Source organism: Echinicola soli (genome assembly GCF_006575665.1).
GTDB lineage: Bacteria > Bacteroidota > Bacteroidia > Cytophagales > Cyclobacteriaceae > Echinicola > Echinicola soli.
Window position 1 is genome coordinate 475,438 of record NZ_CP041253.1, and the last position, 14,532, is coordinate 489,969.

Annotated in this window: 9 protein-coding genes; 6 read left to right on the forward strand and 3 right to left on the reverse strand. The window is 46.1% G+C overall.

Annotation, left to right across the window (positions count from 1 at the left end; all coding sequences use genetic code 11):
* Positions 1–138 precede the first annotated feature (138 nt).
* From FKX85_RS02110 to FKX85_RS02130, 5 genes are all read left to right on the forward strand, one after another.
* The gene (locus FKX85_RS02110) at positions 139–1,194 is read left to right on the forward strand and encodes an NHL repeat-containing protein (RefSeq protein ID WP_141613164.1); all 1,056 of its coding nucleotides are present in this window, start codon (positions 139–141) and stop codon (positions 1,192–1,194) included.
* Positions 1,195–1,214: 20 nt separating this feature from the next.
* On the forward strand, positions 1,215–3,539 hold the full coding sequence (locus tag FKX85_RS02115) for a PSD1 and planctomycete cytochrome C domain-containing protein (protein WP_141613165.1): 2,325 nt from the start codon (positions 1,215–1,217) through the stop codon (positions 3,537–3,539).
* 81 nt (positions 3,540–3,620) lie between these two features.
* A complete protein-coding gene (locus FKX85_RS02120; protein ID WP_141613166.1) occupies positions 3,621–5,114 on the forward strand; it encodes a DUF1501 domain-containing protein in 1,494 nt (497 codons plus the stop codon).
* Positions 5,115–5,158: 44 nt separating this feature from the next.
* Positions 5,159–6,667, forward strand: coding sequence for a c-type cytochrome domain-containing protein (locus FKX85_RS02125; RefSeq protein WP_141613167.1), 1,509 nt, complete (start codon positions 5,159–5,161; stop codon positions 6,665–6,667).
* 96 nt (positions 6,668–6,763) lie between these two features.
* Complete coding sequence (locus FKX85_RS02130; protein ID WP_141613168.1) at positions 6,764–7,744, forward strand: glycoside hydrolase family 43 protein; 981 nt, start codon at positions 6,764–6,766, stop codon at positions 7,742–7,744.
* Positions 7,745–7,801: 57 nt separating this feature from the next.
* On the opposite strand, the gene FKX85_RS02135 is transcribed toward FKX85_RS02130, so the two are convergent.
* The 3 genes from FKX85_RS02135 to FKX85_RS02145 form a co-directional block, all read right to left on the reverse strand.
* A complete protein-coding gene (locus FKX85_RS02135; RefSeq protein ID WP_141613169.1) occupies positions 7,802–8,254 on the reverse strand; it encodes an NUDIX domain-containing protein in 453 nt (150 codons plus the stop codon).
* Positions 8,255–8,665: 411 nt separating this feature from the next.
* A complete protein-coding gene (locus tag FKX85_RS02140; RefSeq protein WP_141613170.1) occupies positions 8,666–9,826 on the reverse strand; it encodes an aldose epimerase family protein in 1,161 nt (386 codons plus the stop codon).
* Between the two features lie 196 nt (positions 9,827–10,022).
* Positions 10,023–10,727 (reverse strand): L-ribulose-5-phosphate 4-epimerase, encoded by a 705-nt coding sequence (locus tag FKX85_RS02145; RefSeq protein WP_141613171.1) that lies wholly within the window; start codon positions 10,725–10,727, stop codon positions 10,023–10,025.
* A gap of 636 nt (positions 10,728–11,363) precedes the next feature.
* Here FKX85_RS02145 and FKX85_RS02150 point away from each other — a divergent pair.
* Positions 11,364–14,528, forward strand: coding sequence for a ligand-binding sensor domain-containing protein (locus tag FKX85_RS02150; protein ID WP_141613172.1), 3,165 nt, complete (start codon positions 11,364–11,366; stop codon positions 14,526–14,528).
* The last annotated feature ends 4 nt before the right edge of the window (positions 14,529–14,532 follow it).

The following is a 14,532-nucleotide window of genomic DNA, read 5'->3' on the forward strand; positions in this document are numbered from 1 at the left end:
CACCTATTCAATACGTACCACAACCATTTAAAAAATAAGCATCCGAAAGTTATTGTGATATTTTAATACAAAAGCCCTAAATTGTATTTTAGAAAAAAACATGGAAACCCACTTAATTTTACAAAACTTAAACAAAGCATGCAACAAAACCCCATCAATAACCGCCGTAATTTCATCAAATCTACCTCAACATTAATCGCTGGAGGCTTACTCTTTCCCCATATCAATTTCGGCAAAGCCCTGGATCCTAAAGCGGACATTGTCGGTCACGGTGCCTTTCAGTACAAAGTCAAAAAGGAATGGGGCACGCAGGATCCAGCCATCTATCCTGTCAAAGACTGCCACGAAATGGTTCAAGATAAAAAAGGAAGACTCATCCTGCTGACCAACGAAACCAAAAATAACGTGATGTTTTATGACCGTTCAGGAAAAGTCCTCGACACTTGGGGGCATGACTTTCCCGGTGCCCATGGACTGACATTACATGATGAAAACGGTGAGGAATTCCTGTACATCACCGATCACAATCGCCACCAGGTCTTTAAGACTACTTTGGACGGAAAAATCATACTTACACTGGATTACCCCAAAGAAACGGGCGTCTATGAAGGCCCTGAAAAATACAAACCCACCGAAGTGGCCATTGGCCCAAATGGGGACATCTATATCGCTGATGGTTACGGGCAGAGCTATGTCATCCATTACTCCCCAAAAGGAGAATATATCCGGCATTTTGGCGGAAACGGAGATGCAGACGACCAACTCAAGCAAGCCCACGGCATCTGTCTTGACACGCGAAAAGGCGGTACTCCAGAACTCATCGTCACCTCACGCATTGCCCATGAATTCAAGCGGTTTTCGCTGGATGGAGAACACCTCGAAACAGTCGCCGTCGGTAACTGCTGGATCAACAGGCCAGTGATCAAAGGAGATAATCTTTACTTTTCGGTATTACGCACAGAAACAGCCGAAGGCGATGATGGCATCAGCTTGGTCTTGGACAAAAACGACAAGGTCATTTCTGCCCCTGGCGGATCTGCCCCTACATACGTAGACGGAAAACTGCAGACCATCACCTTTGACGGGAAGACCTTCATAAATCCCCATGATGTGTGCATCGACAATGACGAAAACATTTATGTTCCTCAGTGGAATTCAGGCAAGACGTATCCGGTACTGCTTGAAAGAGTCTAGCTGATGTAAAACAACCCAAAATGACCCTTCGCAATTTCCATAATGATATTCTTCTATCCAGCCTTACAGGCATGGCGATGGTATTGGTGTGTTGTCTTTCATGTTCGGAAAGCCAGACCACAGACAAGGTGGATTTCAATGCAGAAGTCCGGCCCATCATCAATTCCAAGTGCATTTCCTGTCATGGCGGAGTCAAGCAGTCGGGGGGATTCAGTTTGCTTTTTGAAGAGGATGCCCTGACGGCCACCAAATCTGGAACTCCAGCCATCATCCCTAGCGAGGCGCATATCAGCGAAATGATCAAACGCATCGAATCTACTGACCCCGATGAACGCATGCCTCCCGAAGGAGCTCCACTGAGCAAGGAAGAAATCGCTACCCTCAAAAAGTGGATCAACCAAGGTGCCCAATGGGAGGATCACTGGGCTTTTATCCCACCAAAAAATCCTGAACTACCCGCGGTCGATCAGGAAGATTGGGTCAAAAACCCCATTGACCAGTTCATATTGGCAAAATTGGAAAACAAGGGTTTGACACCAACTGAGGAGGCTCCCCCTGCTGAATTGATTCGAAGGCTGAGCCTTGATGTGATCGGGCTACCTCCTAGGCAAGAAATGGTGGAGCGGTTTCAGCGAAACCCCAGTGACAAAACCTATGAAGCCATCGTGGATGAATTGTTAGCTTCACCCCGATACGGTGAGCACTGGGCTGCCATGTGGATGGATTTGGCACGGTATGCAGACACCAAAGGCTACCAAAAAGACCGCCACCGCCCCATGTGGAAATTCCGGGACTGGACCATCAATGCCTTCAATGCCAATATGCCCTTTGACCAGTTTACCATTGAGCAAATAGCGGGCGATCTTCTCCCCACACCTTCAAAAGATCAGCTGATTGCCACGGGGTTTCATCGAAACACCATGACCAACGACGAAAGCGGCACGGACGACGAAGAATTCCGCGTAGCGGCCGTACTGGACCGTGTGAACACCACCTGGGAAGTTTGGCAAGGAATAACCTTTGCCTGCGTGCAGTGTCACAGCCATCCTTACGACCCCATCCGCCATGATGAATATTATGAATTTTATGCCTTCTTTAACAATACACGGGATGCTGACACCTGGACAGACAGCCCCACGATACCGGTCTATACCGACATAGAAGCTGCCGAGCGCGCAAAAATCATGCATTGGCTGGACAGCACAAAAAGCCATAACACCGTCAACTATCAACTGTCAAGTCTCATCAAAGAAAAAGAAACGGCCTTGGAAAGCATAAAGCCCGACCCCCTTCCCGTGATGGCAGAACTTCCCGCTGGAGAAAAGCGCAAAACGTATGTTTTCGAAAGGGGGAATTGGATGACCCATGGTGATCAAGTATCTCCTGGTGTCCCTGGCTCCATGCCCAATTTACCAAAAGACGCCCCAAACAACCGCCTAGGACTTGCCCAATGGCTGGTAAATGATGATAACCCTCTGACCGCAAGGGTTACGGTAAACAGAATTTGGGGCAAACTCTTTGGAAAAGGAATTGTTGAAACCCAAGAGGATTTTGGCTCGCAGGGTATCCCTCCCACACATCCGGAATTATTGGATTGGTTGGCCATCCACTTTAGGGAAACGCAAACCTGGCATATCAAAAAACTGTTAAAAACCATCGTCATGTCCGCCACTTACCGGCAATCCTCCACTGTCACCCCTGAGCTGCTGGAAAAAGACCCGGCCAACTACTGGCTGGCAAGAGGACCTCGGGTAAGGCTTTCGGCTGAACAAGTACACGACCAAGCCTTGGCGGTCAGTGGCCTGCTCAGCGGGAAAATGCTCGGGCCATCCGTCATGCCGCCACAACCTGAAGGGATTTGGCAAGTCATTAATAATCCTGAAAAATGGGTCCAAAGTACCGGAGACGACCGTCACAGGAGAGGCCTCTACACCTATTGGCGCAGGACCAGCCCCTATCCATCCATGATGGCTTTTGACAGTCCCAGCCGGGAAGTCTGTGTCAATCGCAGGATATCTACCAACACCCCATTACAAGCACTGGTAACACTCAATGATCCTGTGTATATTGAAGCAGCACAAGCACTTGCAAAGAAAATGAGCATATCGGAAGGATCGGTAAAGGATCAAATTGCCTACGGCTATGAACTGGCGCTTTTCGAAGCCCCTACTGAAGCAACACTCAAGACACTTGTGGCGCTTTATGAAGAAGCCAAAGATCATTTTGGGAACGGTAAATTTTCGTTGGTCAACTTAGACCAGGAAATAAAGGACCCAGACATGAATGCCAAAACCATCGTAGCCAATGCCATTATGAATTTGGATGTATTTGTGACAAAAAATTAAAGATACCCACTTCGTTGGACGTTTATTTCCACCTTACGGACAACCATTAACGAAGCAACGCATAACCTAATAGCGAAGACCATGAATCTCTTGGAAGAAATAGCATATCGAAAAGCGGAACTGAATACCAGAAGGCACTTTCTAAAAAAATGCCTTTCGGGAATGGGCACTATGGCCTTTGGCTCACTTTTGGGGAGTAGCCTAAGTTCTTGCGAAAGGACCACAGATGCATTGGGCCAACTTAGGGACAGTGCCAATCCCATGAATCCGCTGCCACCACATTTTCTTCCCAAAGCAAAAAGGGTGATTTATTTGCACATGGCCGGTGCTCCTTCCCAGTTGGAGCTGTTCGATTACAAGCCGGAGCTACAGAAGCTTCACGGGCTGGATTGCCCGCCTTCATTATTGGAAGGGAAAAAATTTGCATTTATCCAAGGGACACCCCAAATGCTGGGGCCTCAGTTTAATTTTAAGCGACACGGTGAATCCGGAGCCTATGTATCCGACAGATTGCCTCATTTCAGCCAATGTGTGGACGATGTGGCTTTTCTTAAGGCCATGCACACGAATGAATTCAACCATGCCCCAGCCCAACTGCTGATGCAAACTGGAAGTGCTAGGTTGGGAAAACCTAGCATGGGATCCTGGGTCACTTACGGACTGGGCTCCGAAAACCAAGACCTGCCGGGATTTGTAGTGCTAGTTTCTGGTGGAACGACCCCTAGTGCAGGCAAGAGTATCTGGGGAAGTGGCTTTCTCCCTACCGTTTATCAAGGTGTCCAGTGTCGCTCTAAAGGAGACCCCGTGCTCTACCTGTCCGACCCAAAAGGAATGAGCCGCGAACTCCGGAAAAAATCCATCGAGGCCATCAATGACATCAATCGTAACCAATTTGAGGAGGTCGGTGACCCAGAAATCATGACCCGCATCGCCCAATACGAGATGGCCTATAAAATGCAAATGTCCGTCCCAGAAACCATGGACATCAAGGATGAGCCAGACTATATCCACCAAATGTACGGCACGGAACCTGGCAAAGCTTCCTTTGCCAACAACTGCCTTTTGGCCAGAAGGCTGGCCGAAAAAGGGGTTCGGTTTATCCAGCTTTATCACTGGGGATGGGATGCCCACGGCGCTGCCAAAAGCGAAGCCATCAACCATGGCTTCAAAAACCGGTGCCAGGAAATCGACCAACCCATGTCAGCACTTCTCAAAGACCTCAAACAACGCGGACTCTTGGACGACACGCTGGTCGTCTGGGGCGGTGAGTTTGGCCGTACACCTATGCGTGAAAACAGAGGAGGCAAAGAAATGAAATTTATCGGAAGGGACCACCACCTGGAGGCCTTCACCATCTGGATGGCCGGAGGAGGCATCAAGCCGGGTATCACTTATGGAGAAACGGATGAAATCGGCTATTATGGCATCAAAGACCGCGTCCATGTCCATGACCTCCAAGCCACGATTCTCCATCAGCTTGGCCTAAACCACGAGCAGCTTACGTATCATTTCCAAGGGAGAGATTTTAGGCTTACCGATGTCCACGGCAATATCGTTGAAAAAATCCTCGCTTAAAACCATTTACTGACACCAAAAAAACCAGTACTGCTATTCCCCGAATGAAAAAGCTATCGCTAATTCTCCTTATCACCATACTCGCGGTCTTACCTGCCTTCGCTCAGTCGATTCCGGAATTACAGGAAAAGCCCTCCGATCTATCGCTATTTCTGGGCAGGTTCCATCCCTTGATCGTGCACTTACCCATTGGATTTATCCTGTTGGCGTTTTTGATGGAGGCACTTTCCAGAATACCCAAATTCAGGCATTTGGGAGGCAGTGTCTCCTTCGTGCTTTTATTGGGCATCCTAAGTGCTGTAGGGGCTGCGGTGTTTGGGTACTTGCTTTCGCTTAGTGGCGAATACCAAGGTGCTACGCTGGACTGGCACTTATGGCTTGGCATCGGCACGATCGTATTGGCTTCCATTGCATTACTTCTTAAAACAAAGGGGATTCCCAACGCTTATTTGCCAGTGCTGTTTGGTGCAGTGGTTTGCCTTAGTTTTACAGGACATCTCGGAGGCAATCTCACCCATGGCTCAGACTACCTGGTAAAGTATATGCCAAATCCCATGCGAAAAGTCGTCGGGCTGCCGCCAAAAGCTAACGATGAAGATCATGTGATTGCCAATTTAGAAGAGGCCATTATTTTTGATGATGTCATCAAGCCCATCACCGATGCCAAATGTGAAAGCTGCCACAATCCCGAAAAAACCAAGGGTGACCTGAGACTGGACACAAAAGAGGGTTTTCAAAAAGGTGGTGAAAATGGCCCCGTATTTACAGCCGGAAAGCCCGCGAACAGCGAACTGATCAAACGTATCAAGCTCCCCCAAGACCATGATGATGTCATGCCCCCTGAAGGTAAAAAACCACTTAGCAAAGATGAAATTTTACTGATGGAATGGTGGATTGAAAATGAAGCTTCTTTTGACAAAAAAGTAGCCGAGACTACCCCCACACCAGAAGTGCAGGAAATATTGGATGCCTTGGTCAATCCAAAAAGTAAAACGATCAATCCGGTTTTTGCACAGGATATTCCTCCCGCCAGCGAAGAAGACCTGAAAGAGCTACGAAAGCATGGCTTTTCTGCAGCACCTATCTCCTCTGAAATTCCGCTCTTACAGGTGAGTTACCTCAATACCTCAGCCCCGCTCAGTAAGGAACAGCTAAAAACCCTGGTCAACCACAGCAAACAAATCATTTGGCTAAACCTCTCCAAGACCAAACTGGATGATGGACTTGATTTTGGGTTTCTTGAGGATTTCGAGCATTTAGCAGAGCTGCACCTGGACCACACGGCCATACAAGACGAAGACCTAAATGCCATCCAGAAAATGCAGTGGCTCGAATACCTCAATCTTTATGGATCTGGTATTTCCGATGCAGGCATCAAAAAGCTCCACCGACTCCAGCACCTAAAGTCCATTTACTTATGGAAAACGGCCACCACTGAAAAAGGAAGAACCCAATTACAAGAAAAACTCCCTGAACTGGATATCAATGCAGCCCCTCCATCCCTTGTCCTGTTTAGTCGGGATAGTTTAAAGAATGAGTTCAATTCAGATTAGTGTTTTTTATACACTTAAAATTTTTTATCTGAAAAAGCTGTGCTATTTTTGAATGGATCTAAGTTCGCTAGTCCATTAACCAAAATAGACCCTCAAATGAACATCAAGACATTATTATGCTCCGCCGTACTGTTCAGTGCTGCAATTCCTGGATTTTCCCAAAGCACCATTACTGAAAAAGACCCGATCACACCGGGCAATCCAGTCATTACGGAAAAATACACCGCCGATCCTGCAGCTATTGTACATCAGGACACGGTATTCCTCTACGTTGGTCATGACCAGGCACCTCCAGAAAAAAACTTCTACGAAATGCATGAATGGCTCATATATTCCTCCACAGACATGGTCAACTGGGAAGAAAGGGCTGCTGTCAATGTAAAAGAGACCTTTGACTGGGCAGCCGGTGATGCCTGGGCAGCGGAGGTAATCGAAAAAAATGGCAAGTTCTATTGGTACGTAACGGTGAGCCATAAAGAAATCCATGGTAAAGCCATTGGCATTGCGGTATCCGACAGCCCAGTGGGACCTTGGAAAGACGCCCTTGGCCATGCCTTGATCACCAACGACATGACCACAGACACCAAGATCAGTTGGGATGATATTGACCCTACGGTATATATCGATGACGATGGCACCGCCCACCTTTTTTGGGGAAACACCATTTGCTACTATGCCAAGCTAAAGGACAATATGCTCGAACTGGACAGTGAAATCCAATACATCGACCTGCCCAATTTCACCGAGGCACCATGGGTGCACAAGAAGGGAGATTTCTATTACCTCTCCTATGCTTACAAATTCCCGGAAAAAACGGCCTACGCCATGAGTGAAAGCATCTCCGGGCCATGGAAGTACCAAGGCATCCTGAACGAAGTAGCAGGTAATACCAATACCAACCACCAGGCAATCATCGAATACAAAGGCAAGGATTACTTCATCTACCACAATGGCAGCATTCCCACCCATGGCGGTAGCTTCAGAAGATCAGTCTGCATCGATTACCTCTATTACAATCCCGATGGTACCATCAAAAAAATCATCATGACCTCGGAGGGAATCGATCCTGCGGAATAAGTGCATAAAATAGCCAGGTTATTTGAAGTCTTCCGCTGTCCATAAACAGCGGAAGACTTATTTACTTACATACCCATAAAACACACCACGCCGATAGTCCGAATGCTCCTTCAGCCATTCTTCAAAAAAACTCCTGCAAAACCCTCCCAAATCATAATCCAAAATAGCTGAAGGCTTCACCCATGCATATTCATCGGCTTCATCATTGAGCGATATATCAATGCTATCGGTCCGACAAGTATAGTCGATAAAAATAAAATGACGTTGCTCAGCAAAATGCGTACTGTTCACACTTTCCTGTATACTCACCAGCTGTAAGTCATAAACATCCAGTCCTGTTTCCTCCTTCACCTCTCTGACCAATGCATCTTCCATTCGCTCGCCTTTTTCGATGTGCCCACCAGGAATGACATATTGGTTATTCCACTTGGCAGATTTGCATAGCAACACTTCATCCTTTGGATTAAAAATAATCGCTCCTACGGTAGGTTCTGGATAGATTGAATTCATTTAGGTCAGTTTTTTTACAAATCTAAGGATAATGATGTAATGAGAGTAATGCAGATCCGGTAGATCATCGATCAAGCGAAAAAGTCGGGGGTGCGGCAACTCGCCGCGGCGAACTACTACAGGTCCTTCCCTCAAACTCCCCTTCTCACGCTTCGCAGTGACGATTGTTAAATCGAACTGAGGTTTATAGATTTTCGGAGGAATTGAAAAATAGGGAACTGCCAAACAAGGTCAGGATGACCAGCTCAATTTTGAATCACCAACGCATACGATAAGCTTGACCGACATTTTCTCCTAATCCTTCAAGGCCATCTAAACAGAAAACCCCAGCAGCCTTCTTTCAGCTTGCTGGGGTTCCCATATTTTTACTTGGCCGATAGTTTTAATTGATCGCTGCCAAGTCAACTATTTTCACTTCACATCAAAGTGGTATTTGATATTATGGGTGTAGGTCTCTCCGGGATTTAACCTTGCGGAAGGAAAACTCTCTTCATTGGGAGAATTAGGGAAGGTCTGTGGTTCTAGGCAAAGTCCATAATACTGGTCGTATGTGACACCATCTACCTCTATGGTTCCATCAAGGAAATTGCCGGAATAAAACTGTACGGCAGGAGAATCTGCATACAATTCCATTACTCTACCAGATCCGGCATGATAGAGCTCAGCCATTTTGGTCATTTGATCATCTGTCTCGGCCTTTACGACATAGTTATGGTCATAGCCTCCCTTCACTTGGTCGATGCGTTCACCGATTTGGTGTGGGGTGGTAAAATCAAATGGTGTTCCTTCTACCGGCACCACTTCTCCAGTAGGGATCAATGTTTCGTCTACAGGAGTGTAGTGATTCGCATACAAGGTCAGCTCATGACCAAGAATATTTTCCTTCAGCCCGCTCAAGTTAAAATACCCGTGATGGGTAAGGTTAACGATGGTAGCTTTTGTGGTCACTGCTTCGAATGCCACCTCCAGGTTATTGTCATTGTCCAAGCTGAAGGTGACGATTGTGGTCAGCTCACCGGGATAACCTTCCTCCCCATCAGCACTTACATAAGTCAATGAAAGGCCAACCTTTTCAGGGTTCTCGATAGTTTTAGCTTCCCAAAACACCTTGTTGAAGCCTTTGTCCCCACCGTGCAAGTGGTTCTCGCCATCATTGGTGGCCAAGGTGTATTCCTCGCCATCAAGTTCGAATTTCCCTTTGGCGATTCTATTGGCATAGCGGCCTACAGTGGAGCCAAAATAATTGCTACTGGTACTGTAACCCTCCAAGTCCTGGTAATGGAGCACCACATTTTCCAAGTTCCCCTCCTTATCAGGGACCACCAATCGCGTGATCACCCCACCATAGTTGGAGATATCCACTTCCACTCCATTGCTATTTTTCAGCGTATAAATCTGAGCTTCCTTACCTTCTACGGTGGCATTCGCCTCAGAAATACTTAGACCACTGGTCGATTCCTTCGCAGCGGTCTCCTCAGATGACTTTTCTGATGATTTCGGGTCACAAGCGTAAAAAGATAACGCACCGGCAAGTACCAATGCGCCCAAGTAATTAGATTTTAATAGGTTCATAGATTTTATGTTGTTATTTGGATTATCATCGCAATACTTTTTTCAGATACTACCTTAAAGTGCCATTTTTACTTGAGTCAGAGACTCAATGTCTGTTAGTACTGGAGCAGAGGCCCAGCACAACTGTCAAATTTTTGTTTTCTCTGTGTCCTTTTATCTATAGTCTTGCTACTCGATACTTGACACCTTGTACTTCTTAGCAACCTTGTCCATAATAAGCATCCTTACCATGCTTACGCTCATAATGCTTTTTGATCAAAGCATCCTTTAATCGCGGAGCGTTAGGGTTAATTTGGAGGGTAAGATAAGCCATTTTTGCTACTTCCTCCAACACTTTGCTATTATAAACTGCCTTAGCTGCGGATTTCCCCCAAGTGAACGGCCCATGACTTCCCACCAAAATCATCTCTACTTCCTCGTAGCTCAGGCCTTTACCTGCAAAACAATCCAATATCTGCTTTCCGGTCATGTGCTCGTAGTCACCTTCGATCAGCTCATCGGCCATGGGAGGGGCGCACGGTATGTCCTTGGTCAGGTGATCGGCATGGGTAGTCCCAAAAATCGGCACGTCCATTTGCGCCTGAGCCCAAGATACACCGTATAGCGAATGGGTGTGGACAATCCCCCCGATATTTTCCCATTCCTTGTACAGATAAGCGTGGGTCTTGGTGTCGGACGAAGGACGCATTTCGCCTTCCACGATCTTGGCATCAAAATCACAAATCACGATATCTTCCGGCTTTAACTTTTCGTAAGCCACGCCGCTCGGCTTGATAGCAAAAACCCCTTCACTCCTGTCCACAGCACTTACATTGCCAAATGTATACACCACCAGATCCAAGGCGGGAAGCTGCATATTGGCTTCGTAGCATTCTCTCTTAAGCTCAAGAAATTTACTCATTGGTTAATTATTTTTATGGATTTTGAAAGACATGTTCCTACCCCTACTCTGTCCAATTAAACGGTTTCTTTAAAAAGATTCCATCGCCGCAGCGGGTGACAGTGCTTTTTGTCATCCCGACACAGGAGGGATCTCATCGAACCACTTTGACTAAGTAGAACTAAACAGATTACAAGTTAAAAATAATATTTGTATTTATTACACTTATTAATATTGTATCCTTTAAAGTACCGCTTCAATATCCCAAATTTACACTCTCTATTTAGAATTATATCCTTTTCATATCATATTGACTAGTCATTATTCTCTACAAACCACCAAATAACACTTTATTTAGCTGGCTTTCACACTACCATAACGCTGTATCATTTTTTAGCTTTACTAATTAAGTTATTAAAATGACGCACATTCTTAGTAAGACGGCATTCTTCATTGGGATGCTTTTGACGTACCTCCTTCTAACCGCCTGCACCACATCCCGTATCGAGAAGAGCCAATACTAAAGAAACCCACAAGTGGAAAAGACTCCGTTAGGATTACAAGCATGGCCAAAAAACGTCAAAACTCCTCAGTTTTCATCAATAAATACACTAAATTAAGTATTGATTTTGAAGCTACACTTTGCAAATTTTACCCATGCAAAAAGTCTTACCCTTTTACTGGTGCATTATTCTGTCTGCTTTTGCCCATACGGCCTTTCCCCAAGAGTCCCTCCCGGTCTTTAGAACCTATGGTGCCAGTCAAGGAATCAACCAGCCTTTCCCCTATGACATCCTCCACAGTGAAAACGGGTATGTGTGGATAGCTGGAGAAAATGGCCTATGGAAATTTGATGGGCAGGATTTCAGGCATTACACCCATGAAGTAGGCGACAGCACTTCATTGGCATTTGATTTTATCTGGGTGCTTTTTGAAGACAGCAACAACAATATTTGGGCGGGAACTTATGGGGGCGGTGTCAGCAAATACGACCCTAGAACGGATCGGTTCACCAACTTTTCCTACGAAGAAGAAGACCCCAATAGCCTCAGTGACGACCGGGTAAGGGGAATCGCCGAAGATCCCAATGGCAATATCTGGCTAGGCACCAGCAATGGGCTCTGCAAATTTGATCCATCCACCCATCACTTCACCCGGTATAGCACTGACGATGGTCTGCTCAGCACTACTATCCGTCAGATCAAACTGTCAGCAGACCAGTCACAGCTTTTTATCGCAACGGGAAATGGGCTGAATTTTTTGGACTTGGAAACCATGGAGTTTTCTGGCATTCAGCATGTCCCTGAACATTCCCAAAGCCTAAGTCATTTTTATATTTATGACCTTCACGAATACCCCGAAGGCACCTTATGGATCGGGACTGGAGGAGGCCTTGATAAGCTCCATCTTCCTTCTGGCCAATTTACGCATTATTATCAATCTTCTTCGAATCCCTATGCGATCAGCCATGATGTAATCTTCTCCATTGAGCATCACCCTGAACATCCTGGTAAACTGTTCGTCGGAACCTTGGATGGTCTGAATGTACTGGACATCAAAAAGGAAACGTTTGAGCGAATCCGATCAGATCGATCAAGCCCGAACAAGCTCCAGGGAGATAATATTTACAACGTAAGTGCCGGTAAGGATGGAAGCCTATGGGTAGCGGTATATAATGAAGGCATCTTCCAATATCACCCCCATTACCACAAATTCAATTCCATCCGATTTATTCCTGATGCTACAGATAAATATTACTCCCGTGTATCCAGCATGATTCAGCACAATGAAGATGAGTACCTGTTCACCACCTACTCTGGGCTTTTTGTCAGGAATGTCAAAACGGGAAAGACAAAAAAGTACACCATCAAAAATGGTGATCAAAGCAGTGTAAACAGATTGGCCATGATCACCAGGATCGACGAGGACATTTACTGGATAGCTACCTGGGCACATTTTGTCTATGAGTGGAACCACCGTACCAAAACACTCCGTCCTCTTCCGCACCAAACACCTCCGGACCAGTTTTTTCCGGAATTTAACCTCCCTATCTTGCATGACAGTCAAGGGAGAACTTGGATTGGTAATTCAGAAAAAGGGCTGTTTATCTGGAATCCCCATACCCAAGTGCCCGATCCTTTTCCCATCAGCGACACACTCACCCATGGTGACAACCACGATGAATTTATCTCCTATATCTTTGAAGACAGCCGGCACCGGATTTGGGTAGGCAGCCAAGGAGGCCTTAACCTCCTCAACGAAGAGGACAGCAGCTTCACCAAATTTGCCCATGAGGAAAACAACCCCCAAAGCCTCAGCAATAATAAGATAAACCATATCTCCGAGGACCACCTGGGCAATCTTTGGGTAAGTACTGAACTAGGTCTAAACAAATTCAATGTTGAAAACAAAACCTTCACGAATTATTACACACGTGATGGCCTACCGAGCAATGTCATCAGCTCCACACTGGAAGATGCTGACCACAACCTTTGGATTGCTACTGCAGAGGGCATTTCTATGATGAACACAGCAGGTGTATTCAGGAATTACAACCAACAGGATGGTCTGATGGACAATTACTTCATCTTCCGTGCTGCTTACAAGGATAATGACGGGAGACTGTACTTTGGGTCCTCAAGTGGACTGGAATACTTCGACCCACTCAGGATTCCTGAAAACACCACTCCGCCAAAAGTGCAGATCACTGGAATTGACTTGTTCAATACCCCCATAACTCCCGGAGATTCCTCGGGAATACTTCAAAAGGCAATCCCTCACACTGAAGAAGTTGTTCTTACCCATGAGCAGTCGGTCATTTCTTTCCATTTCACGGCCCTTAACCTGATCAATGGCCACAAAAACAAATTCCAGTATCAGCTTACCGGCTATGACCAAACCTGGCGACCCGTCACTTCACACCGAAGTACTACCTATACCAATTTACCTCCAGGTCACTATACTTTTCGTGTCAAAGCCTCCAACAACGATGGTTTTTGGTCCACTGAGCCTGCCAGCATAGCCCTAACGATATTACCGCCCTGGTACCTCACTTGGTGGTTCAAGACGTTGTTTACGATTGCCTTGCTAGGTGTTATCCTTTACCAGTACCAGCGCATTGCCCAAAATAAAGAACGACTCGAAAAGTTGGTGCTACAGCGAACTGCCGAAATCCAGCAACAAAAAGAACAGATCGAAGCACAGCATGACAGCCTACGGCAAAAAAACCAGCGAATCGAAAGCCTCCTTCGTGAGCTGAACCACCGTGTAAAAAACAACCTCCAGCTTGTCTCCAGTATTCTCAACCTTCAAAGCAGAAGTGTCAAGGATCAAAATGCCAAAGTGGCCCTGACCGATGGAAGGATGCGAATGCAGGCACTGTCCCTCCTTCACCAAAAACTATATGTCACCGACGATGATTCCCAAGTGAATTGTAAAACTTATATAAGTGACCTCTTTGACCAGATAGAAGCAGCCTTCAAAAGTCGCTACAAGACTTTCAAATACGATTTTACAGGAGATGATTTCTCCCTGGGACTGGACAAAGCTATCCCGCTGGGATTGATCCTGAATGAGTTGATCACCAATTCTTTCAAACATGTGCAGGAAGAAAAAATCGAAATCAACCTCTCCTTGCAGTTAGAAGAGGGAATTGTACACTTCACCTTTTGGGACAATGGCCGGGGCCTTACCGCCTCCACCATCAGGGATTCCCACTCTTTTGGATGGAGCATGATCCGGTCCTTGATTTTACAGTTGCACGGAAAACTGGATATCTCCGAAGGCGAAAACACTAAAATCCAACTTATTTTTAAGAAATAAAGCG

Coding starts and splice junctions, on each gene's coding strand:
- FKX85_RS02120 (WP_141613166.1), top strand. CDS start 3,621: ATGAATCTCTTGGAAGAAATAGCATATCGAAAAGCGGAACTGAATACC.
- FKX85_RS02150 (WP_141613172.1), top strand. CDS start 11,364: ATGCAAAAAGTCTTACCCTTTTACTGGTGCATTATTCTGTCTGCTTTT.
- FKX85_RS02125 (WP_141613167.1), top strand. CDS start 5,159: ATGAAAAAGCTATCGCTAATTCTCCTTATCACCATACTCGCGGTCTTA.
- FKX85_RS02130 (WP_141613168.1), top strand. CDS start 6,764: ATGAACATCAAGACATTATTATGCTCCGCCGTACTGTTCAGTGCTGCA.
- FKX85_RS02140 (WP_141613170.1), bottom strand. CDS start 9,826: ATGAACCTATTAAAATCTAATTACTTGGGCGCATTGGTACTTGCCGGT.
- FKX85_RS02135 (WP_141613169.1), bottom strand. CDS start 8,254: ATGAATTCAATCTATCCAGAACCTACCGTAGGAGCGATTATTTTTAAT.
- FKX85_RS02115 (WP_141613165.1), top strand. CDS start 1,215: ATGACCCTTCGCAATTTCCATAATGATATTCTTCTATCCAGCCTTACA.
- FKX85_RS02145 (WP_141613171.1), bottom strand. CDS start 10,727: ATGAGTAAATTTCTTGAGCTTAAGAGAGAATGCTACGAAGCCAATATG.
- FKX85_RS02110 (WP_141613164.1), top strand. CDS start 139: ATGCAACAAAACCCCATCAATAACCGCCGTAATTTCATCAAATCTACC.